The organism is Sporosarcina ureae (assembly GCF_002101375.1).
GTDB classification, from domain to species: domain Bacteria; phylum Bacillota; class Bacilli; order Bacillales_A; family Planococcaceae; genus Sporosarcina; species Sporosarcina ureae_B.
The window spans coordinates 762,840-786,144 of the sequence record NZ_CP015207.1 but is presented as its reverse complement, the minus strand read 5'-3'; the positions used below and the strand labels follow the sequence as shown (position 1 = coordinate 786,144).

Genomic DNA, 23,305 nt, shown 5'->3' with positions numbered 1-23,305 from the left:
CAAATTAGTCTTTCTTAAGACATCCGAAAAGGTGCATGGACGTTTTTAAATACATTGACGATAAATAATAGAATGGAAATCGCTAATGCGCTGCCGCCACCCCACACGCAGATTTGAATCAAGATCTTGGGCAGGCCGAGTGCTGGCTGTATGATTAACATGCCTATTAATAATACAGGTAATCCGATGTTATAAAGCCAAAAGTGCGATTTGCCTAGTATACTGTTACCTGCTTGAGGATAGATGGTATAAATTACTCCAATCATAGCCGTCGTGAGCCACCCGACCACATTAATATGTGCATGCGTTGCGCCCCATTGAAGTTGAATCGTAGCGTGCATATATAGTCCAAAGCCCACGCCAATTAAGAAATAGATAACTGCTGCTTTAATCCATCTTGCTCCCATCCATAATCAGCTCCTTTACATATAGTACGTTTGCTCTCTATCTATTATGTATTTACTAATACGTGAAATTAAATTGTTCAGTTAAATGAAGCTGTAACGACTGCTTATAGAAAATTAGTAAGTAGCAAAAGGAGATCTTATAATGGGAAGTTTATTTCCGAAAATATATGACATAGCCATGAAACCAGTAGAAGCAACTCGATTTAAAAAAGTTCGAATGGAAATAATCCGGAATGCACGAGGGAATGTGCTGGAGATCGGTTCGGGTACCGGTATCAATTTTCCCTATTATCGACAGGCGAGCCACGTAACAGCGATTGAACCGAATTCGGAGATGAGTAGTAGAGCGATGAGAAGAGGGCGCAATGCGCATGTGCCCATTACTTTATATGAGGCAAATGCAGAAACATTACCATTTGCGGATAACTCATTTGACACGATAATTTCAACTTTAGTATTTTGTACAATACCAGATCCACTACGTGCATTAAAAGAAATCCAACGTGTGAGCAAGCAGGATGCCACGATTTTATTTTTCGAACATGTCAAAATGAAGCAGCCTACTCTTGCAAAAGCACAAGATGTATTAAACCCATTATGGGAAAAAATCTGCGATGGTTGCCAAATAAATCGAGATACTCTTTCATTGGTTTATGATTCTGGTATATGTGTAGAAGAAATTGAATCACTCTATGGTGGTTTGTTTTTATCTATTAAATGTAAAAAATAGAAGTAGTTACTTTCGAGATGATTCGCACATACACGGCTAAATCAAATGGCTACACAACGAATATCCTACGGTTGCTATTGCTTGTATTGAAGCTAAAAGGAAGGAAGTGAGAGAATGAAAAAACTAATTATACTCGCCCTAGCAACGGTATTCCTACTCGCTGCATGTGGAAAGAATAAGGTCGACGAATCTGCTGCTGAAGAGTATATTAAGAAATCAAAAGAAACGATCACGTTATTCAATGAAGAGAAGTTTGATGAAATGCGTTCAATGTTTGATGCAACGATGAAAGATGCGTTGACCGTCGAGCAATTACAAGATGTGTCAAACATTGTAAAAGAATCTGGTGAATTCGTTAGCTTTGAAAAAGAGTCTGTCGCTAAAAAAGAGCAATACTTTGTTGCAACGATTGCTACTAAGTACAAAGAAGATAATAGGGTATACACGATTACATTGGATGAACAGCAACGAATCGCAGGGTTTTTCGTGAAATAATGAAAGCAATTGAAAGAACAGGCGACGGGATGCAGACCGTCGCTTTTGGTAGCCCTTATCCTGACGGTGGCCCTATTGCGAAAATGTATGCTGTTTTCCAAGTGTGATACAGGTCAATAAAGGGTAATTGATTACAGAATGAGCAAGAACAGTTGGAGGAGATGGAGTATGGTCAAAGAATATGATTTGCTTGTGATTGGAACAGGCAGTGCAGGTTCTATTGCAGCAACAAAATGCAAGAAAGAAGGCTGGAGCGTTGCCATTATCGATGATCGTCCATTAGGGGGGACATGTTCTCAGCGAGGTTGTGATCCAAAGAAAGTATTGGTAGAGGCTGCTGAACTCATTGACTGGAATGAACGGATGCATGGAAAAGGAATTGAAGAAGATAGCAAAATCAATTGGCCAGAATTAATGGAATTCAAACGAACGTTTACTCGGTCAATACCTAAAGATACGGAAGAAAAATATGAGAAATTAGGAATTGACATGTATCACGGCAAGGCGGTCTTTCAAAGTGAAAACGAGTTGAAAGTCTGCTCGGAAGTATTAAAAGGGAAATATATTTTAATAGCTTCAGGTGCAGAACCTGTGAAATTGAATATCGAAGGTGAAGAATATTTGACGCTGAGCGATGAGTTCATGGAATTAGAGTCACTTCCCAAAAAGATTATTTTTATAGGTGGAGGATTTATTTCATTCGAATTTGCGCATCTTGCCGCGAGGGCAGGATCGGAAGTGCATATTCTGCATAGAAGTGAAAACGCTCTCAAACATTTTGATCAAGATTTGGTAAAAAAGCTGATTGAACGTACTGAAGAAATTGGTGTTCATGTGCATGTGAACACACCCGTAAACGGAATTGAAAAGTGTGGCGATTCATTTGTAGTTAAAGGGGAACAAATGAATCGTCAAGTAGAGTGGAAAGCAGATCTTGTTGTACATGGGGCAGGACGCACACCTGCATTGGATATTGATTTAGAAAAAGGAAATGTACAGCGTGATAAGCAAGGCGTATGTGTCAATGAATACATGCAGAGTGTCAGTAATCCACATGTATATGCAGCTGGAGATGTCGCTTCAAGTGACGCGCCTCCTTTGACACCCGTCGCAACAACGGAATCACATGTTGTCGCTTCGAATCTTCTAAAAGGGAATAATAAAACGGCAGATTATCCAGTCATCCCATCTATTGTATACACTGTCCCCAAATTATCATCGGTTGGAATGAGCGAACAAGAGGCAAAAAACTCCGGTTTAAAAATATATGTAAAATCACAAGATACCACCGAGTGGTTCACATATAAACAGACAAATGAAGGGGCAGCGGCATTTAAAGTAATTATCGACCAAGAGAAAGATGTTGTACTCGGTGCACATTTCTTAGGTGGAGGAGCCGATGAACTGATTAATCTCTTCGCGATGGCTATTCGATTCCAAATTCCGCTCATCGAATTAAAGCAAATGCCATTCGCATATCCCACAGTAGCTTCTGATATTTCGTATATGTTGTAAGTTAATCGTAAAAGCTCTCTATCTGATAATTGGATAGAGAGTTTTTATTCGGTAGTAAATAGACGAATATCTTGTAATGTACTATGAAATTGACTCTTCAAACCTCGCCACGTTATCCTGTAGAATGATACCGATAATAAATAAAAACCTAATGAATTATATAGTAGACGGGAGGAAAAGAGACGATGATCAAGCGGGCATTAACTATCGCTGGTTCTGCTGCACGTGGAGGAGCAGGAATCCAAGCAGATTTGAAAACATTCCAGGAGTTTGATGTATTCGGTACAACAGCAGTCACAGCGATTGTGGCAAGAAACCCACGTACTGGACAAAGTATATTTCCTCAATCTTGGGAAGCGATCGAAGCGCAATTGGTGACGATAGAAGAAGATATCGGTATAGATGCAATGAAGACGGGTATGTTGTTTACAAAAGAAATTATTCTCAATGTAACGAAATGGATACAGCAATCGGACATTCAACATATAGTAGTAGATCCAGTGATGATCGGAAAGATGGGCTCTGCGTTATTGAAAGACGATGCAATGAAAGCGATGCAAAATCAATTGATTCCTCTTGCCACGATTATTACGCCAAATATGCCTGAAGCTTCTTACTTATTGGGTGGAATGGAGTTGACATCTGTAGTGGATCTAAAAGAGGCTGCACGTCGGTTATTTGAATTTGGACCGAAGTTCGTATTAGTGAAAGGTGGAAGGTTGGATGGACCGGCAGTGGATGTGTTGTATGACGGCGAACAGTTTTACCTACTCGAAGCTCCAAGAATTGATACGCTGAATACGAATGGTGCAGGTTGCAGTTACTCTGCTGCCATTGTGGCAGGTTTGGCAAAGGGACAAACGGTGCAAGCTGCCGTGATTGAAGCGAAGAAGTTCATTACGGCAGGCATTCGCCATTCCCTGACATTCAAACAAGGTGTGGGGCCAACCTATCACGCGGCGTATGGTAAGTACGACGAGATGAGTTGTGCGGTAACTATTGAGCGAGCTTGCGTTCAGGAGTGAGCGTAAATAAGAGGATGTTATAGAAGTAGTAACACTTCTATAACATCCTCTTTTGCATCGATTAATTTTAATATTGAACATTGTATAGTGATTGCGGATTAAAGTTCCCATTGATACGCTTCGGAACAAAAACCCCATATCCAACGCTATTACAAATAAGTAGTAATCGCATCAATAGGAAGACGCGTAGAACCGTAAGCAGGTGAAGCAGCTTTTCCAAGCGCGATCAGTACTAGTGGCTCGTAGCGTGACTCAAGTTCAAATGACTCAGCAAATTGTTGCTTATCAAACCCACCCATCGGTACAGTATCGAACCCTCTTGCCTTAGCAATCAACATGAGCTGCATAGAAACTAAACCCGCATCAAACGTCGCGATATTACGTCTCACTTCAAGTGGAGCATTCGGATAAGCTGCTTTAGCATTTTGAATCTGAATCTGCACATTCTCTTCATCTATATTTCCTGCAGCTAAATTGGAAAGATAGATCTCATCAATGTTGTGGTACATTTCTGTATCACCGATGACGGCGATAATAGCGGATGCAGTTTCGATTTGTTCTTGATTGAATGAAAAGCGATTGATTTTCTTTTTTAACTCTTGATCTTGTATAACAAGAAAACGCCATGGCTGTAAGTTGCTTGAGGAAGGAGCGGAAATCGCCTCCTCCAGCATAGACGTAATATCGTTTTTATCGATTGTATAGTTCGGATCGAACTTTCTAACAGATTTCCGTGCTTGCATAACTTCTAGTAATTCTTCGTAATTTTGTGACATAATGACAAACTCCCTTAAAATATATTGACAACTACTTACTAATAGTAAGTTCTTTATAAGATTACTATTAGTAAGCTTGTTTGTCAAACCTAGATGTGATAAAGTGAAAGGAGTATAGGATTGGGGTTTTGCTAATGAAGAAAAATGAAGAGTTTGTTCAGTCGTTAAATCCTAAAGGTCAAAAAAGCTGCGATAGTTTCCATAACACAATCGAATTTATCGGGAAGCGTTGGATGGGAATTATCATTTATCATTTATTAGACGGACCAAAGAGGTTCTTTGAATTATCGACAGAGATCGAAGGGATATCAGATCGTCTTCTAACGGAGAGATTGCGTGATTTGGAAGCGCATGGCTTGGTCATTAAAAAACAGTCCGATCCAAAGGTTAGGAAAGTCGAGTACGAACTTACACCAAAGGGTAAAGAATTAGAAGATATTATTCAGGCCATTTTTGAGTGGGTAAAGAAAAATGGTTGCTGTTATGAGGAGTGAATGAATTGATTAGAGAACAAGCGAAACACTTTAGCGGGATTCCGTTATCGATATTAGACTTAGCCATGATCAATGAAGGCAGTCATGCAGGACAGTCATTTAAGAACAGTGTAGATCTTGCGCAGCATGCAGAAGATTGGGGATTCAATCGTTACTGGTTAGCTGAGCATCATAATATGCCAGGAGTTGCAAGTTCCGCTACATCTATCATCATTGGACATGTAGCGCAGATGACAAAAGATATTCGAGTAGGTTCTGGCGGTGTCATGTTGCCGAACCACGCACCACTGGTCATTGCCGAACAGTTCGGTACACTGGATGCTATGTATCCGGGGCGTATTGATTTGGGGCTAGGCCGTGCACCTGGAAGTGACCAGGCGACGGCGTATGCACTTCGCCGTACATTACAAAGCGGTGGAGAAGACTTCCCACAACAAGTGGAGGAATTACGTACGTACTTTGCAGGTAATCCGACTGATCGCGTTCGAGCATTTCCAGGGGCAGGGCAGAACGTCCCGATTTGGTTGCTAGGTTCAAGCGGCTTTAGTGCTCAATTATCTGCTGAACTCGGTTTGCCATTTTCTTTCGCCAGTCACTTTGCACCGCAGTTTATGATGCAGGCACTGCAAATTTATCATCAAAACTTCCGACCGTCAAAAGATCTTCAAAAGCCTTATGCGATGATGGGCGTTAATTTAATCGCGGCGGATACGGATGAAAAGGCACAATACTTGGCTACATCCATGCAGCAACAGTTCTTAAATATCCGTCAAGGTAAGATGGCGCAATTTACACCTCCAATTGAAGACATTCATGCGGCATGGTCACCATTTGAGCAAGAAGCCGTTGCGCAGCAAAGTGAGGCGCCATCTGTCATTATTGGTAGCCCTGAAACTGTGAAACGAAAGCTAGAAGAGTTCGTGGAAATGACAAAAGCGGATGAGCTGATCATCAGTTCAGGAATCTTCGATCATAAAGAACGACTTCGTTCATATGAAATCCTAAGTGAAATAATGAAGTAAAAGAAAAAACATCCGCCTTGCAGGAAAAAACTGCTTGGCGGATGTTTTTTGTTCTTACTGTGCTTCAATTTCTTGCGTTAGTTTCTCAATTTCATCTATTAACTCACCAATATATGAAATCGTATCGCGCAACGGTTTGTCTGTTGTGATGTCGATTCCCGCCATTTTTGCAAGTTCAGCCGGTTTTTTTGAACCACCTGCACGCAGAGTATTGAGCCAGTCTTCAACAGCTGGTTTTCCTTCTATTAATACGCGTTTTGCCATTTCAGTAGAAATGGTCAATCCTGCACTATATGTGTACGGATATAAGCCCATATAATAGTGAGGTTGACGCATCCAAGTCAGTTCTGCACCATCATTTATTTTCACGCTATCGCCCCAGAATTCTTCGAGTACGCCGCGCTTCAAATCGTTCAAGATAGTTGCATTGACATTTCCACCTGCATCCACTCGTTCGTACACTTTACGCTGGAACGCTGCTTCAAGTAAATGTGTCACGAAGTTATGGTAATACGTTCGTGCCACAATGGAAGACAGTACCCAACGCTTGAATTTCGGATCAGCGGAATTCTTCAATAAGTGATTGGCCATTAGCATTTCATTCATCGTAGAAGGGGCTTCAATAAAGTACAGTGACGATTCCGAATTAAACAGGTTTTGCGCTCCATGAGCGTAGTGGAAATGACCGGCATGACCTAATTCATGCGCTAGTACAAAGACATCTTCCATGCTGCCTGTCCAAGAGATCAAGATAAATGAACCGTTGCCATAAGGACTCGCACAAAATGCACCTGTGGATTTTCCTTCATTTTGAGCAAAATCAATCCAGCGTTCGGAATAGGCACGGTTCACCATGTCAAGATAATTATCTCCCATAACAGCAAGCGCATCATTCATATACTTCTTCGATTCCTCCACTGTAATGGAAGGTTCATATAACGGATCAATCGGCATTTTTAAGTCCGCAAACGTTATTTCGTCGAGATTATAAATTTTCTGAAGGAGTTTTGCATACTTTCGCATATGTGGTGCGAGTTCTTCCATAATCACATCGATTTGACGATTATACATAGAACGATCCACGTCTTGTTCCATCAATAAAAAGTCAATAACAGAGTCATACCCACGTAAGTCAGAAGTCGTTTTCTCCATCTGCACATGCATGTCATATGTTTTGGCGGTTGTGTGTTGATATTTACGCAATGTATCGCTGAATGTTTTAAACGCAGCACGTCTTATCAATGTTTTTGGTTCGGACTCCCATTTCCCTTCAAATGAAACATAGCTCAGTGGATAGGTTTTTCCATCTGCAGTGAAGTCAGGGAAGTCGATGTCTGCCATTTTCGTTGTATTATACATCGAATAAGGTGCTTGGAAAGAAGAAGAGAATGCAGCGAGTGTCTTCTCTACTTCAGGATGTAATTGATACGGTTTTTCCCGAATAATTTTATCGAATACAGTTGCATACTCCCCAGACTGTTTACTAGCTTGTTGCAAAGTCTCCTCGGAAAGCGCTGTTAACTCACTCATCATGAAGGAAGTTTGGCTGCCGATTTTTGCGGCAATTGAACTCCATTTACTCTCTCTCATTTGCGCCTCGTCATTTGTTAAATCCACACTTGCTGTCAGCTCAGCATAACTAGAAATCTTGACGAGCTTCTCTTGTAAACTGCGATAGGCATCCAATGCTACAATAGCCGAAGTTGAATCTATGATCGTGCCTTTATAATTTTTCTCAAAAGCGGTTGCTGCCGTTTCAGCATCTTTTACTGCTTTCTCGTAGTCCTGTTCATTTTCAAATAAGGTTTGTAAATTCCACGTTTCTTGTTCGTTAACTTGTGCACGTTTAGGTAAGCTTTTCGCCAATTTGAATCTCTCCTTCAAGTCGATTATTCGGTTGTCGAATTAATAGTATAATACAATGAATGTTCAGAGTACAAAATTACGGTTTATTGGAAAGTATGAATTCCATTAGCCAATCAACTTGTAAGGGGCCATTGACAACTTCATAATAAAGACGGTCATTGTGAATTAAAACCCCTTCCTCAACCAATATAGTCATGCGATTTCCACTCTCATCATGTAGATCGATTGTGAAGAGCGGCTGATCATCAAATAATTCCAATGTATCGGGATCCACCCGCTCATAATCATAGGCTTGAAGAAATTGAAGTAAGCGGTCAACTTCTTCAACTTGGTCTACTTTCCAAGTAACGGCTTGCTCATTTTGCATACTGGGTTGTCGAAAAGTGATGAATGAATAAGGAGATAAACCATTCAGTTGTTGTTCTTGCAATCGCTCAAAGGGATGGGAGGCAGCTTCGTCGATTGTCTGAATCATGACATAAAATCCTCCGGCCACTAGTAATGCCAAGATCACTCCACGTATTTTCATACTATTCTCCTCCTTCCATAAAATATCGTTTCTCACTAGTATATGAATGTAGTCAGGAAGATACGCACATAACTGGCCGTGCTACGAACGATATTTCGTTTTAGGTCGATATTTCAATATTCGGAATGTATAATAGAGAGACTTCATCTGAAAGGGAGGCAATAAATATGAAAGAATATGTTACACATGCGATTCAGGACAGTTATGCGGATGATTTTTCTTGGTGCTATGGTTGCGGACGACTCAATGAGGAAGGAAATCATTTCCGAACTGGTTGGGAAGGAGAGCAAACCGTTACGTATTCATTACCACCTAAAAAATATACGGCAATTCCAGGATTTGTGTATGGTGGATTTCTTGCTTCATTTATGGATTGCCATGGCACAGGATCTTGTGCACTTGCCCTACATCGAAAAAATGGTCATGAACCTGGAGACGGGTCTGTACCGCCACGCTTTGTGACAGCTTCCTTGCAGATTACATACAGTAAGCCAACTCCACAAGGAAAAGTATTGAAAGCAATTGGAAACGTCACCGAAATTCATCCGAAGAAGTGGAAAGTAGCTGTAGAAATTTATGCTGAGGATGAATTATGCGCCACTGGAGAAGTGGTGGGAGTCGTCATGCCTACTACATTCACAAAGTAAAATAGACAACTAGATAAGGTGTGAACAGATGGTATGAATAACTCATCACAAACTGCCGTAGCGAATCCGGTATTTCCCATCATGATTGCGATTGCGGTCTGTCACTTATTTAACGATACGCTACAGGCAGTGATTCCAGCAATGTTGCCGATTTTGGAAAAAGAATATCAATTTAGTTATAAACAATTAGGCTATATTGTTTTTGCTCTAAATATCGTAGCATCTTTACTTCAACCAGTTGTTGGGTATCTTAGTGATCGTAAACCCAAGCCGTTTGCGTTGCCGATTGGTATGACATGTTCTTTAATTGGAATGGTGGGACTCGCATTAGCACCAAGCTATTGGCTGATTATTGTATCTGTTATGTTGCTCGGTTTAGGGTCGGCGGTCTTTCATCCTGAAGGTTCTCGCGTGTCGTTTTTGGCAGCGGGTGACAAGCGCGGACTTTCTCAGTCGATCTATCAAGTAGGAGGTAATTCGGGACAAGCACTTGCACCTTTGATCAGTGCTTTCGTTCTCGTTCCTCTTGGCCAAATAGGGGCAGCCGTTTTTGTATTAGTAGCCGCTGCTGGCATTGCTTTACTAACTCGTATCTCGCTGTGGTATAAGAAACAGCTGAATGAAGAACGTTTAGGTAGGCGGAAGAAAGTATTATTAACAACGATGGAAAGTTTGTCAAAAAGACAAATCACCATTGCGCTAGTATTATTAATGATTATTATATTTGCGCGTTCATTCTATGTGACGAATATTACGAGCTTCTATATTTTCTATTTGATTGAATACTATGGCATGACGATTCAGCATGGCCAGTTGTATATTTTCTTATTCTTAGCTCTAGGCGCTGTCGGAACGTTTTTCGGTGGACCCATGGCAGACAGAATAGGACGAAAAAAAGTGATCGTCTTATCGCTTGTCGTGCCATTACCACTTAGTGTATTGCTTCCGTTTGCTCCCGTTTGGGGAATCATTTTATTATTACTCACGATCGGATTTTTTATTATGCTGAGTTTTTCTGTCACGGTGATTTACGCGCAAGAACTCGTGCCTTCTAAAATTGGCACGATGGCGGGACTAACTGTAGGATTAGCGTTTGGAATGGGTGCCATCGGTGCAGTTGCGATCGGAACGCTTATTGACTCGATTGGTATTTATCAAACGATGATTATCACGTCATTCTTGCCATTCATTGGTCTGGTTGGATTAGCTTTACCTCGTGATCAAAAGATTACATCAGCTTCATAATAGTAGGATCATCATGAAAAGTAGGTGTGCGGAATGAAAGTAGTCAATAATATGGCGGAATTAATCGGAGAGACTCCGCTAGTAAAAGTACGGACGCTCGGTGAAACTACTGGCGCTGAGGTTTATGTAAAATTGGAGTATTTCAATCCAAGCCGCAGTGTAAAGGATCGCGCGGCTTATCAAATGCTAGTAGAAGCCGAAAAAACGGGTGTACTAAAATCCGGTGCCACGATTATTGAGCCTACGTCAGGCAACACGGGAATTGGCTTGGCCATGAATGCTGCAGCAAAAGGATACCCAGCCATTTTTGTTATGCCGGATAACTCGACGATTGAGCGCATTAACTTAATGAAAGCATATGGAGCGAAGGTTGTCTTAACACCTAGCTCAGAACGTATGCCAGGTGCGATCGCTAAAGCGAATGAAATCTCAGAGTCCATCGAAAATAGTTTTATTCCGATGCAGTTTGAAAATCAAGCAAATCCTGATAGTCATCGCCAGACGACGGCTGTAGAAATTATAGAAGCCATGCAATCAATCGATCGTAAATTGACGGCCTTTGTCTGTACGTCAGGAACGGGTGGTACGGTAACAGGAACAGGTGAATCATTAAAAGAACATGATCCAGCTATTACAGTTCATGTAGTTGAACCTGCAGGGTCACCGGTATTATCAGGTGGCAAACCAGGGAAACATAAACTGGTAGGTACAAGTCCTGGATTTATTCCAACTGTATTAAATACCCATGTCTACGATGAGATTTTCCGTATCGAAGATGATGACGCATACACAACCGTCAGACAGTTCGCAAGAGAAGGTGTTTTGCTCGGGCCATCAGGTGGTGCATCTCTCTATGCAGCATTACAAGTGGCTAAACGTTTGACTCCTGAAGATACAGTCGTTTGTATTGCGCCAGATTCTGGTGAACGATATTTATCAAGTGATTTATTTCAATAATATATGCTAAAAAACCTCTTCCCACATCGGGTAGAGGTTTTTTGGCGTAGGATTACGGAATATACGTGATGGAAAACTATTACCTATAGTGTTTGTTTTCTTACTTTTAAATAGATTGAAAAAATAATCAGAAAGCCTATTGACAAAACCTACGTAAATGGTAGATTATATATATACAAAACATATAAAGTTAGTAGGGATTAAAAACATAATGAAACGCAAACTACTTACGAGGGGGAATCAACATGTATTTGGAAATTGAAGGCATTGAAAAGAGCTTTCCCCATAAGGAAAAGGGAACGGTCAAAGTACTAGATAATATCAATCTTGAAATAGAAAAAGGACAGTTTGTTTCCATTGTAGGTCCATCAGGTTGTGGAAAGTCCACTATGTTGTATTTGATTGCGGGACTGGAAAAAGCTGACTGTGGGAAGATCAGCATTAACGGAAAAGAAGTGAAAGGTTCAGGATCGGATCGAGTAGTCGTTTTTCAAGAAGCTGGATTATTTCCTTGGTTGACAGTACTCGATAACGTTACATACGGTTTACTTCTAAAGAAGATGTCGAAGAAAGAGGCCGAACAAAAAGCTATTGAAATGCTGAAGATGGTTCATTTAGGGAATTATATCGATTCCTATCCGCATGAATTATCAGGAGGAATGAAACAACGTGTATCCATCGCACGTGCGCTTGTGATGGAGCCCGATATCTTGTTAATGGATGAACCATTTGCCGCGTTGGATGAACAAACGCGCATGGTTCTTCATAAAGAGTTATTGGATATTTGGAGAAAAACGAAAGTAACCGTTCTTTTCATTACACATAATATTCGTGAAGCGGTATTACTATCGCAAAAGATTGTCGTGTTTGCGACACGTCCGGGGAAAATTAAAGCAACTTTCAAATCAAATGATACAAAAGATGGTGTCATGCCGAGTGACGTGACGTTGCAACTGGAAAAGCAAATTTTAGCTGAACTGCAAGAAGAAATAGAGAAAGTGTTGAAGGAGGAGATGGGCGATGACTACAGCTTTAAGACGAATAGTGTTTCTCGGGATACTAGTGGCGATATGGGAAGTCACATCTAGGCTATCGGATTTACCCGATTTTATGTTTCCGAGTTTCACACAAGTCATGTCGACGTTGGTTTCTGGTCTCGTCTCCGGTCAAATCCTCATTGCAATCGGTGCAAGTCTTAGCAGATTGTTAATCGGATTCACGATTGCTTCTATTCTTGGACTGGTGCTTGGTTATTTGATTTGGCGATACAAAATAGTGGAAGACACACTTGGTTTTCTTGTCACGGCTTTACAGTCTATTCCAAGTATTGTCTGGTTCCCACTTGCGATCATCTGGTTCGGTCTCAATGATTTTGCTATTTTATTTATCGTGACTTTAGGGGCGACTTGGACGATGATCGTTAACGCAACAAGCGGCTTTAAAAACGTACCCGTATTATATCAGCGTGTCGCCAAATCATTAGGATCAAGCGGTTTTCATTTTTTACGGACGGTGATCTTGCCAGCATCCGTACCACAATTGATCTCTGGTTTACGCATCGCTTGGGCATTCTCTTGGCGTGCGCTCATGGCTGGGGAATTACTAGGTGCCAGCGTAGGTCTCGGTCAACTACTAGAATCGGGCCGCGCACTTGGTCAAATGGATTTAGTTATTTCTGTCATGATTATCATCGGTGTGATCGGTACGATTATGGATAATGTATTATTCTTGCGTTTGGAACGCAGTGTTGAAAGAAAATGGGGAATTCGGGCGTGATACGCTCTAAGAAAAGGGGATCATTATATGAATAAGAAACTATTGGGTGTATTGCTTTCTGTAATAGCCATTGTGGGAGTTTTGTCGGGATGTGGAAAAACAGACGTAGCCAGTGCGGATAAAAATGAAGTTACGATCGGATACTTCCCGAACTTAACACATATCGCAACAATTGTTGGACTGGAGAATAATTATTTCGCGGAAGAGTTCGGTGAAGACATCAAAGTTTCGACGAAGACGGTTAGTAACGGTGGGTTATTCATGGAGGCAATGGCTTCTAATTCCATAGATATCGGAACGGTTGGTCCTGGACCTGTCATCAACTATTATGTAAAAGATCCAAAGTATCATATTGTTTCTGGAGCAGTAAACGGCGGTGCGGTATTAGTAGCCAACGGTAAAAGTGGAATTAATGAATTAGCTGATCTAGATGGTAAGAGAATTGCGATTCCCGTAATCGGCAGTACGCAAGATGTAATGTTACGTAAAGCGTTGAAAGACGTAGGTTTAAAGGCAAAAGCTAACGGTGGAACAGTGGAGTTTTTCGCCTCTGCACCAGCGGATACAGCGACATTATTTATTCAAGATTCAGTAGACGGCGCAGCAACACAAGAACCATGGGGATATATTTTACAAAATCAGGCGAATGGTAAACTGATTCTTGACTGGGAAGACTTTGCTTGGGGTAAAGAATCTACGAATACAGTTGTCGCAACAAGCGATGCGTTTTTGAAAAACGAAAAACTATCGACTGCTTATTTGACAGCTCACGCAAAAGCAGTTCAATTCATTCGGGATGAGCCAGAAAAAGCACAACAGCTAGTGGTGAAGCATATCAAAGATCTGACTGGAAAAGAAATTGCCCGTGATGAATTAGAAGCGGCGTTCACACGAATTGAAGTTACAACAGATGTAAATGAGGACGTATTGCAAGAGATGGCTGATATCAGTCAAGAGGCAGATTATATCAAGACGAATGAAATTGATGGATTGATTGATTTGGAAGCCATTAAAAAAATTACAGCAAACTAATAGTAAGCGAGTATCCATTGTGGATGCTCGTTTTTTTAATTCCGTTTCGTTTGATAAGTTGCAATAAAACAGGATATGCTAGTATACAGATAGAACATAATTTCGCTAGTTGAAAGGATGAAGACCGTGCTGGCAGATTTATTGAACGAATCAAAACGTACTATCGTCTATACAGGAGCTGGGATGTCGACAGAAAGCGGGCTACCTGATTTCCGTTCCGCTAAAACGGGCATGTGGGAAACAGAAGATCCTGCCAAAGTGGCAAGCATAACTGCTCTCAATCAGCAGGTAGACCAGTTTTTTCAGTTTTATAAACAACGGGTCATAGCGGCAAAAGAAACAGGACCGCATAAAGGGCATGATATTTTAGCTAAGTGGGAAAAGGACGGCCTGATCCATGGAATTATTACGCAAAACGTCGATGGTTTCCATACGATGGCGGGCTCGAAAAACGTTATGGAACTTCATGGGACACTTCGTAATGTCCATTGTGAAACTTGTGGAAAAGTATACGGTAACGAACGCTACGAACAAGATGCGTTTTACTGTGATTGTGGCGGTACGTTGCGTCCATCGGTTGTCTTATTCGGAGAAATGCTACCCGAAGAAGCATTTATTCAAGCGATTTTTGAAAGTGAGAAAGCTGATCTTTTCATTGTACTAGGTTCATCATTAACCGTTACACCTGCGAATCAATTTCCGCTCATCGCAAAAGAGCAAGGCGCGAAGTTAGTTATTATTAATATGGAACCTACAGAAATGGATCGCTTTGCCGATCTCGTTATCAATGAACGCAAAATTGGAGAAATATTGAATGAAGCAAACCAACAAGTAGATAGGTAGTAATTTGAGATAGAAGAATGAGCGTAATAGACAAGTAATTTTCATACCACTTTTCTAATACGCTACTCTTCTTGTCTCCATTTTTATAGAAGAAGAGAGGGGAAACGACTTGAAAATTTTCCATACAGCAGACTGGCATCTCGGCAAGCTCGTGCAAGGAATCTATATGACAGAAGATCAGCGTTATATTTTACAGACTTTTATAGAAGAAATTAAAAGAGAACAACCGGATGCAATCATTATAGCAGGGGATCTGTATGATCGTGCAATTCCGCCAACTGAAGCGGTAGGTTTGTTGAATGACGTTCTACAGGAGATTGTATTGGATTTGAAAATACCTGTCATCGCTATTGCAGGAAACCACGATAGCCCTAGCCGCCTTCATTTTGGAAGTACGTTCATGAAAGACCAAGGTTTATACATAACAGGAGAATGGTCCCCACACTTGTCACCAGTAAAGCTCCAAGACGAATATGGTGATATCTATTTTCATTTAATACCCTATGCGGATCCTTCGATTGTTCGTCACTTGCTTGAAGATGAATCGATTTCCAGTCATCAGCAAGCTATGAAGAAAATCATCGAGCGTATAGAGATGTCTATGGATCAAGACGCTCGACATGTGTTTGTCGGTCATGCATTCGTCACTACGCATGGTGAGAAAGAAGAAAATACTAGTGATGCAGAACGACCATTATCGATTGGCGGGGCTGAATATGTTTCTTCAGATTTATTCGAGCCATTTCATTACACAGCGCTTGGTCACTTGCATCAGGCGCATTTTGTAGGCAATGAAACAATTCGTTACTCAGGTTCACCATTAAAGTATTCCATATCGGAAGAGAATCATCAAAAGGGATACCTCATTGTGGAGCTCGGAGAAAAAGGCGAAGTGGAAATTGAAAAAAAGCTACTGACTCCGCTTCATGATGTGAGAACGGTTGAAGGAACGATAGAAGATCTATTAAAGATGCCTCACAATGAAGACTATGTGTTCGTCAAGCTGCTTGATACGGTGCCAGTCATTCAACCAATGGAGAAAATTCGTTCCGTTTTTCCGAACGCTATGCATGTAGAACGTAAACTTTTTGCTTCTTCGACAGACAGTCTTGGTGGAACAGTGACTGTTGAGAAAAAAGAAGATGACCAAGCAATGTTTGCTTCGTTTTTTAAAGAACTTCAAGGCGAAGAAGTAGACGAAGAAACGAAAGAGTTATTCGCTGAAGTTTTGTGGGACGTGATGAAGGAGGAAGACCGTGCATGAAACCAATTATATTAACCATGACAGCATTTGGACCGTATAAAGACAAGGAAATTGTTGATTTTCGTGATTTGAAAGAACATCGTTTATTTGTCATTTCCGGAAAAACGGGTGCAGGGAAAACTACGATCTTTGATGGCATTTGTTTCGCATTATATGGACAGGCAAGCGGAGAGGATCGTACAGATACAAAAGCATTGCGCAGTCAGTTTGCTGATGACGACATGCAGACGACTGTAGAATTGACGTTTGATATCCATAACCGTCGATTCCGTGTCGTGCGTCAAATACCTTACAGAAAAAAAGGCAATAAATCGGATACATTGGGCCGCTGCGAATTATTTGAAGAAAAAGATGAGCGATTCGTTCCGGCGGTAGATCGTCAAATTGTTACGGAGGTAAATGATAAGATTGAACAGTTACTAGGCTTTACGCATGCACAGTTTAGTCAAATCATGATGTTGCCTCAAGGGGAATTTCGCAAATTCTTAACATCCGATACGGGAAATAAGGAAACCATCATGCGGAAAATCTTTAAAACAGAACCGTACCAAAAGATTGTCGAACGGTTAAAAGTGAAAAAAGAAGAAGCGAATGCTGAATATCTTCGCGAAAAACAGTTGAGTGATACGATTCTTCATCAAATACCAGCGAAGTTACCTGTACGTGACTCTTTATTATTTACAGAATTACAATCAGAGTACCCAAACTACCATCAGCTCGTATTAGGTCTTCAACAAGAACATGCATATCATGAAATACAATCTAAAGAAACACATACAGAATATACTAGACTTTATAAAGTTCATAATGAAAAACAACAAGAATTGCATGAAGCCCGTTCAATTAATGAACAATTTGCCAAGCTACTGCAACGCCAAAAAGAACTGGAAGGATTGCAGACGAAGCAAGCAGAGATGAAAACTCTCGAACAGCAATTGCAGCAAGCAGAACGAGCCGCGAAATTAGAAGATGTAGAACAACAAGTGAAGTCTAATGAAATAGAGTGGCAGAAAAAAGAGCGAAGTCACTTTGAAGCTGTCACGTTTCTTGCTGATGCAGAGGAAAAGCTAGTGTCCGCAAAAGCTTCATATGAACAGGAACTAGCCAAAGAAGCTGAGCGAAACGAAGTAAAAGAACAGGTACTTACGTTGAAAAATTTACTTCCAACCGTATCTGGACTCACCGCGCAACGTCAAGAGTTAGAGTCACTTAACAACACAGTAGATCGAGTAGAGAAATCCTTGCTAGTGAATCAGCAAGCAGCAAAGCGACAAAAAGAATCCATTACTGTGCAGAGAAATGAAATGATTGAATTGGAGACTTCATTAGAAGGATACGAACAGTTAGTGGATCAACTTTCAAGTTGCAAAGCCGTCGCAAAGCAAGTGGCTACATACAAGCAACAACTAATACAACGGCAGGAATTTGAGACAGATTTTAACATAGCTAATCAACAAATAGAGCATTATACTGCTGTCTATCAAGACCTTGAGAATCGTTGGATTAATAATCAGGCGGTAGCCCTTGCTGCTTCACTTCATGACGGAGAGTCTTGTCCAGTTTGCGGTAGTATCGACCATCCAGCTAAAGCTGAAGTTGCAGAATCTGAACACGTATCGAAGCAACAATTAGACACGGCTAAGCTAGAGTTAACGAATAAAGTACAGACCTTCCATACTAAGCAGGCACAATTGCAACAACTCCAGCAACGTATTGAATTAAGTAAAGCTGAATTGGATGAGCAACAAGTAGATTTGAATCGTGATTATCAAAAAGAACAAGCAGATCTGACGGAAGAAGTAGCTGTCCTTAGAAATAAGCGAGAGGTATTGAAACAAAAGAAAGACCAACAAAACCAAGCGCAGAAGGCCATGGAAGAACTTACCGAAGAAATGAATACATTAGAACAGCAACGCAATGAATCCAAAGCAGAGCTTGAAACGAAACGTGCGCTCTATAACTATGCGTTAACAAAGGTACCTGAAAATTTACAGGAACTATCCGCATTGCAACAACAAATTACTTCTAAAGAAACAGCCAGTCAACAACTTGAAAATGCTTGGAAAACCATCCAACAGAAATTACAAGACGCCTCGACTGAGAAAATAAAATGGGAGTCCCGAGAGATTCTAGAGAAGAAGTCGCTAGCAGATATGAGAGAGAAAGTAGACCAAAGTTCAGCTTTCTTTACAAAAAGGTTGACAGAAGAGGGCTTTACCTCGCAAGAAAATTATATGCAAGTGAAACTGCCGCCTTCAAAACGTCAGGCTATCCAGCAACAACTTCAAGTATTTGCCCAAACGCTTCATACGCTACAATCATCCGTAGAAGAACTCAAAAAGTCTGTAGAGGGTAAACAGCAAGTGGATTTGGAAGTCATGGAACACCAGATAGAAGCAATGAAAACACAATACGAAGAAGCGTTTGCGTTGTCCAATCAATCAAAAGCACGAGAACAAGCAGCACAGGATCTGTATACTGAATTGAAAACTAGCAAATCTAAGGAAGCAGAGCTAGAAAGAACTTATGGAAAGATTACGAATCTCTATGATCTAGTCCGTGGTCAAAACCATTTGAAGATTTCCTTTGAGCGTTATATTCAAATCGAGTATTTGGAGCGCATCATTCAAGCTGCGAATATTCGTCTACGAGATCTTTCAAATGGACAGTATGAACTCGTCCGTAGTGATCGTCAGGAAACTAGAGGGAAACAAAGTGGCTTAGGTATAGACGTCCATGACGCGTATACAGGGCAGACGCGAGATGTTAAGACGTTATCAGGCGGTGAAAAATTTAATGCCTCATTATGTTTGGCGCTGGGTATGGCGGATGTCATTCAAAGCTTCCAAGGGGCTGTTCGTATGGAGACGATGTTTATTGATGAAGGATTCGGCGCGTTGGATGAAGAGGCTATTCAGAAAGCGATAGATACTCTAATCGCTCTTCAGCAATCGGGGAGAATGATCGGCATCATTTCCCATATCGATGAAATGAAAGAAGCGATCCCTGCGACATTGCAAGTAACCAAGTTAAGAGAGGGTTACAGCAAAACGAACATTGTACTGAGTTGATGTAGCACGGACAGTAGTGAAGCACAGCTAATCTACTGTGAAATGGAAATCCCCAACTACTACCTATCATTTCTAAGTCGTTTAGTATTTAGCTTCTACGTCTAAACTGATCTCGATCGAGGTCAGTTTTTTCTATTTTAAAAATTCTATTGCAGATCTTGATAAATAGTCTGTAAGTTGGCAATATAGACAACAGTCAAATGATTTGACTAGCTGTTGATTTTCTAAATTGGGAAGAGTAATATAAGGGAACGTGATATATTGCATACAAATTAATACGGTTGACTTTGGGAGGAATTTTATACATATGGAGAAGAAACTATCATTTTCATCAAGTCTCGTTATTGGAGTTATGCTATTCGCATTATTTTTTGGAGCAGGCAATTTAATTTTCCCTGCAGAGCTCGGACAGCTCGCTGGAGATCAAACGTGGAAAGCTATGGCCGGTTTTTTATTCACAGGTGTAGGTTTGCCTTTTCTAGGTATTTTAGCTATTGGTTTTTCTGGCAAGAAAGATTTGCAAGACTTGGCAAGTCGGATTCATCCGGTATACGCTGTTCTTTTTACAGCCATATTGTACTTGACGATTGGCCCGTTTTTCGCAGCGCCACGAACAGGAGCTGTGGCATTTGATATTGGTGTGGCTCCATTTTTAAATGGGTTTTCTATTGATCTCGCTCGTTTTTTATTTACATTGGCTTTCTTTGGCATTAGCATGTGGTTATCACTGAACCCTGCTAAAATCGTCGATCGAGTCGGTAAATTTTTGTCACCACTCATTATTATTATATTAATTGGCTTAATTGGAATGACGCTTCTCAGTCCGATGGGAAGTGCGCAAGTATCGCAAGCACCTTATAAAGAAACACCATTCTTTACGGGTTTTCTTGAAGGGTACAATACGATGGATGCATTGGCTTCACTCGTTTTCGGCATCATTGTCATCAACGCATTGCGTGCAATGGGCATTACGAATAAAAAGCAAATATTGGCTTCTACGGCTAAGACAGGATTTGTGGCAGCCGGATTTTTAGCCATTATATATATAGGTATTGCTTATCTAGGTGCCACATCGGTTGATCTATTTGGCTATCTTGATGGTGGCGGTTCCGTGTTAAGCGAAACTTCCTCTCATTTATTCGGTACGACGGGACTAGTGTTGCTTGGTGTCGTGATTATGCTTGCCTGTCTTACAACGGCGATTGGGCTACTCACTGCATGTGGAGAGTACTTCCATTCGATCATCCCAAAAATCAGCTATAAACTTTTTGTAGTATTCTTTTCAATATTCTGTTTGGTCGTAGCCAATTTCGGGCTAGCGAATATTATCAATTACTCGCTTCCTGTACTGGTTCTACTGTATCCACTGGCCATGGTATTAATCTTGTTGACGTTTACCGGCCCTTTATTCCATCAATCTCGCTTGGTATATCGAACAGCAACTGTAACGGCATTCCTTGTCAGTTTCGTTGAGGCGCTCGTGAAATTCTACTCACTAGTTGAGAAGACCATGCCGAATTGGCTTGCGACTGTGCATGAGGCCTATACAGTATACATCCCATACTATACAGAAGGTATCGGCTGGTTAGTTCCTGTATTGATCACGACTTTCGTAACAGCTATTGTGGCGGTAATAAACAATAAAAGAGTGCAAGATCTCCACGTTATCTCCACTACTGAAAAATCATAAAAAAGGAGTGGATCCGGAATGGCCAGGCCTTATCGGTTGTCATAAGGTTGGCCGTTAAGAACGATGGACTTCAGTAGGAAGTGCTTCGGCCTCTTCTATAGGAAAAGTCAGCTGTTCTGTGGTCTACTGGTCAAAGTAATCTTCAGATTGCACATAAAAATCGTCCTTTCGTAGAGAGTTTTGGTGACTTTATTCTACTAGAAAGGACGTTTTTTTTTGTAATTTTTTATCCATCATACCGAGTGGATTGGAGTGGAAGGCGGCGACTCGGGGAGGATCAGGCCGACAGGTGAGACACCCAGCGAGCAAAGCGAGGGGGGTGGCTCACCGCGGGCCCTCCCGAACGCGTCCGCCTGTAACGGAAATGAATGGGGGAAAGAGGATTCTTTATTTGTTTCAAAAGAAAGTGCTGCCACAGAAAATCAGTTTTTACTGACTTTCTGGACAGCCCCTTTTCCTATCTATTTATGAATCCGCTTTTTCAATCGAATGAAACTCCTCGATGGCGCGTAACCAATTTTCTCTCATAACTTTGGTAACTTGCTCACCATTACGCTTACTCATTAAATCTATGATCTGTTCATGTTCTTCAATCGACTGCTCCGTCAATATAATGGAATTATGAAAGAAGAGTCTACGCACATGAGCTTGTAGCGAGACAAGCATCGAGGAAATGTATGGATTATTGGCTGTGTCCACAATGATTTGATGGAACTTTTCATCGGTTTTCAAAGCTTGGAAATAATCTTCTTTTTCAACTGCTAGCGCGAATTTCTTATTCGTTTCCCGCAATTTCTTAATAATACTTTCGGTTAAATTGGGTATGGAAAGTTCAGCCGATAATGCTTGCAGCGCAGCGAGTGGAGGGAGCAAGTCCGAAATAGACTCACGATCTACGTCCGTCACTTGTGTTGCTTTACCTGGAAACATTTGAACAAATCCTTGAACTTCTAATAATTGTAGTGACTCTCGTATAGGCGTACGGCTCACTCCAAGGGCTTCTGCCAATTCAACGTCATTTAGTTTTTCACCGGGCTGTAGAGTTCCATCGATAATCCATTTCTGAAGTTGACTAAATGCATTTTCCTTAGCAGTCTTTCGTATGGGTTGTGCGTGGTTAGTTGGTATAGGCAAATTATCACACCATCTTTCTCCAAAAGTAGTCTTCACACCATGTTTATTTCACTAATTGCTAATATACAATATACTACAACTTTTTCCTGTTGTTTAACAGTATTAAGCATGTTGTAAAATAACGATTAGGAATTACTATAAAATTAAATATGATGTTATTTAAAAAGTGTTGTGATAAATGCAAAAAGTTCTTGTAGTTTCCACCTAGATTTGATAGATTAATGTCTATACGTGATTTGCTTTTATAGTAGATTTAATTTTACGAATCTTTAAAAAAGGTTATTGCAAATCTGGTAATTGTTTGGTATCGTTTACATGTGTACTACAACAAATATTTATTCGAATACGCTGTAATATATTATCAATTCATGTTGGTGATGAAAGCGGTTTCATTGAAACGGGGGGAAAAGGAACTAATTTACTACGTTATATAAAATAGAAAGGGGATTAACTAATGACTAATCAAGTGGCACGTGGGAAATCCACAATGGACTATGAAAAGCTTGTTCAATCAGAAGACTTTAAAGGTCTGGTAAAAAGAAAAAAGACCTTCGCTACACCTTTTGTTATTTTCTTCTTCGCAGCGTACTTTATTCTTCCACTATTAACTGGTTATACAAAAATTTTAGAAAAACCTGCAATTGGTGCAATGACATGGACTTGGGTTTATGCATTCTCCATGTTCATTATGGTATGGGTATTCACGTCCGTATACATGAATAAAGCAAAACACTTTGATGTTGAAGTGGACAAGATTATAGAGAAAAATGTTTTAAAATAAGGGGGT

Annotated in this window: 22 protein-coding genes; 17 read left to right on the top strand and 5 right to left on the bottom strand. The window is 40.7% G+C overall.

Going from position 1 to position 23,305, the window contains the following annotated elements:
* Positions 1–14 precede the first annotated feature (14 nt).
* Positions 15–407 (bottom strand): hypothetical protein, encoded by a 393-nt coding sequence (locus tag SporoP8_RS03775; protein ID WP_085131302.1) that lies wholly within the window; start codon positions 405–407, stop codon positions 15–17.
* A gap of 142 nt (positions 408–549) precedes the next feature.
* On the opposite strand from SporoP8_RS03775, the gene SporoP8_RS03770 reads away from it, so the two are divergent.
* From SporoP8_RS03770 to thiD, 4 genes are all read left to right on the top strand, one after another.
* Positions 550–1,137 (top strand): class I SAM-dependent methyltransferase, encoded by a 588-nt coding sequence (locus SporoP8_RS03770; RefSeq protein WP_085131301.1) that lies wholly within the window; start codon positions 550–552, stop codon positions 1,135–1,137.
* A 114-nt stretch (positions 1,138–1,251) separates the two neighbouring features.
* Entirely contained in the window at positions 1,252–1,632 is a 381-nt protein-coding gene (locus tag SporoP8_RS03765; protein WP_085131300.1) for a DUF3887 domain-containing protein, read from the top strand.
* A gap of 168 nt (positions 1,633–1,800) precedes the next feature.
* Positions 1,801–3,147 (top strand): dihydrolipoyl dehydrogenase family protein, encoded by a 1,347-nt coding sequence (locus SporoP8_RS03760; protein WP_085131299.1) that lies wholly within the window; start codon positions 1,801–1,803, stop codon positions 3,145–3,147.
* A 185-nt stretch (positions 3,148–3,332) separates the two neighbouring features.
* A complete protein-coding gene (thiD, locus tag SporoP8_RS03755; protein WP_085131298.1) occupies positions 3,333–4,172 on the top strand; it encodes a bifunctional hydroxymethylpyrimidine kinase/phosphomethylpyrimidine kinase in 840 nt (279 codons plus the stop codon).
* A gap of 149 nt (positions 4,173–4,321) precedes the next feature.
* Here thiD and SporoP8_RS03750 read toward each other — a convergent pair whose 3' ends face one another.
* Entirely contained in the window at positions 4,322–4,948 is a 627-nt protein-coding gene (locus tag SporoP8_RS03750) for a nitroreductase family protein (protein ID WP_085131297.1), read from the bottom strand.
* A 134-nt stretch (positions 4,949–5,082) separates the two neighbouring features.
* On the opposite strand from SporoP8_RS03750, the gene SporoP8_RS03745 reads away from it, so the two are divergent.
* Positions 5,083–5,442, top strand: a complete 360-nt coding sequence (locus SporoP8_RS03745) for a winged helix-turn-helix transcriptional regulator (protein ID WP_085131296.1) — start codon at positions 5,083–5,085, stop codon at positions 5,440–5,442.
* Positions 5,439–6,464 (top strand): LLM class flavin-dependent oxidoreductase, encoded by a 1,026-nt coding sequence (locus SporoP8_RS03740; protein WP_085131295.1) that lies wholly within the window; start codon positions 5,439–5,441, stop codon positions 6,462–6,464. Before SporoP8_RS03745 ends, SporoP8_RS03740 begins: the two co-directional genes overlap by 4 nt.
* Before the next feature lie 54 nt (positions 6,465–6,518).
* On the opposite strand, the gene pepF is transcribed toward SporoP8_RS03740, so the two are convergent.
* Complete coding sequence (gene pepF / locus SporoP8_RS03735; RefSeq protein WP_085131294.1) at positions 6,519–8,330, bottom strand: oligoendopeptidase F; 1,812 nt, start codon at positions 8,328–8,330, stop codon at positions 6,519–6,521.
* Between the two features lie 76 nt (positions 8,331–8,406).
* Positions 8,407–8,859: a hypothetical protein gene (locus SporoP8_RS03730; protein ID WP_085131293.1), complete on the bottom strand. Its 453-nt coding sequence runs from the start codon at positions 8,857–8,859 to the stop codon at positions 8,407–8,409.
* A 167-nt stretch (positions 8,860–9,026) separates the two neighbouring features.
* Between SporoP8_RS03730 and SporoP8_RS03725 the strand changes: the two genes are divergently transcribed.
* From SporoP8_RS03725 to brnQ, 10 genes are all read left to right on the top strand, one after another.
* Positions 9,027–9,506, top strand: a complete 480-nt coding sequence (locus SporoP8_RS03725) for a PaaI family thioesterase (protein WP_085131292.1) — start codon at positions 9,027–9,029, stop codon at positions 9,504–9,506.
* Between the two features lie 33 nt (positions 9,507–9,539).
* Positions 9,540–10,751, top strand: a complete 1,212-nt coding sequence (locus SporoP8_RS03720; RefSeq protein WP_085131291.1) for an MFS transporter — start codon at positions 9,540–9,542, stop codon at positions 10,749–10,751.
* A gap of 33 nt (positions 10,752–10,784) precedes the next feature.
* Positions 10,785–11,708, top strand: coding sequence for a cysteine synthase A (cysK, locus tag SporoP8_RS03715; protein ID WP_085131290.1), 924 nt, complete (start codon positions 10,785–10,787; stop codon positions 11,706–11,708).
* Positions 11,709–11,953: 245 nt separating this feature from the next.
* Positions 11,954–12,796, top strand: a complete 843-nt coding sequence (locus SporoP8_RS03710) for an ABC transporter ATP-binding protein (protein WP_085131289.1) — start codon at positions 11,954–11,956, stop codon at positions 12,794–12,796.
* Entirely contained in the window at positions 12,729–13,484 is a 756-nt protein-coding gene (locus SporoP8_RS03705; protein ID WP_085131288.1) for an ABC transporter permease, read from the top strand. Before SporoP8_RS03710 ends, SporoP8_RS03705 begins: the two co-directional genes overlap by 68 nt.
* A 27-nt stretch (positions 13,485–13,511) precedes the next feature.
* On the top strand, positions 13,512–14,516 hold the full coding sequence (locus SporoP8_RS03700; protein ID WP_085131287.1) for an aliphatic sulfonate ABC transporter substrate-binding protein: 1,005 nt from the start codon (positions 13,512–13,514) through the stop codon (positions 14,514–14,516).
* 126 nt (positions 14,517–14,642) lie between these two features.
* Entirely contained in the window at positions 14,643–15,359 is a 717-nt protein-coding gene (locus SporoP8_RS03695; protein WP_085131286.1) for an NAD-dependent deacylase, read from the top strand.
* A gap of 109 nt (positions 15,360–15,468) precedes the next feature.
* Positions 15,469–16,623, top strand: a complete 1,155-nt coding sequence (locus SporoP8_RS03690; protein WP_085131285.1) for an exonuclease SbcCD subunit D — start codon at positions 15,469–15,471, stop codon at positions 16,621–16,623.
* Positions 16,620–19,694, top strand: a complete 3,075-nt coding sequence (locus SporoP8_RS03685; RefSeq protein WP_085131284.1) for an AAA family ATPase — start codon at positions 16,620–16,622, stop codon at positions 19,692–19,694. The genes SporoP8_RS03690 and SporoP8_RS03685 overlap by 4 nt, the downstream gene beginning before the upstream one ends.
* Positions 19,695–20,001: 307 nt before the next feature.
* Positions 20,002–21,384 (top strand): branched-chain amino acid transport system II carrier protein, encoded by a 1,383-nt coding sequence (gene brnQ / locus SporoP8_RS03680; protein WP_085131283.1) that lies wholly within the window; start codon positions 20,002–20,004, stop codon positions 21,382–21,384.
* Between the two features lie 465 nt (positions 21,385–21,849).
* On the opposite strand, the gene SporoP8_RS03670 is transcribed toward brnQ, so the two are convergent.
* Positions 21,850–22,518 (bottom strand): GntR family transcriptional regulator, encoded by a 669-nt coding sequence (locus tag SporoP8_RS03670; RefSeq protein WP_085131281.1) that lies wholly within the window; start codon positions 22,516–22,518, stop codon positions 21,850–21,852.
* Positions 22,519–22,972: 454 nt separating this feature from the next.
* On the opposite strand from SporoP8_RS03670, the gene SporoP8_RS03665 reads away from it, so the two are divergent.
* Entirely contained in the window at positions 22,973–23,299 is a 327-nt protein-coding gene (locus SporoP8_RS03665; protein WP_085131280.1) for a DUF485 domain-containing protein, read from the top strand.
* Positions 23,300–23,305: the final 6 nt, after the last annotated feature.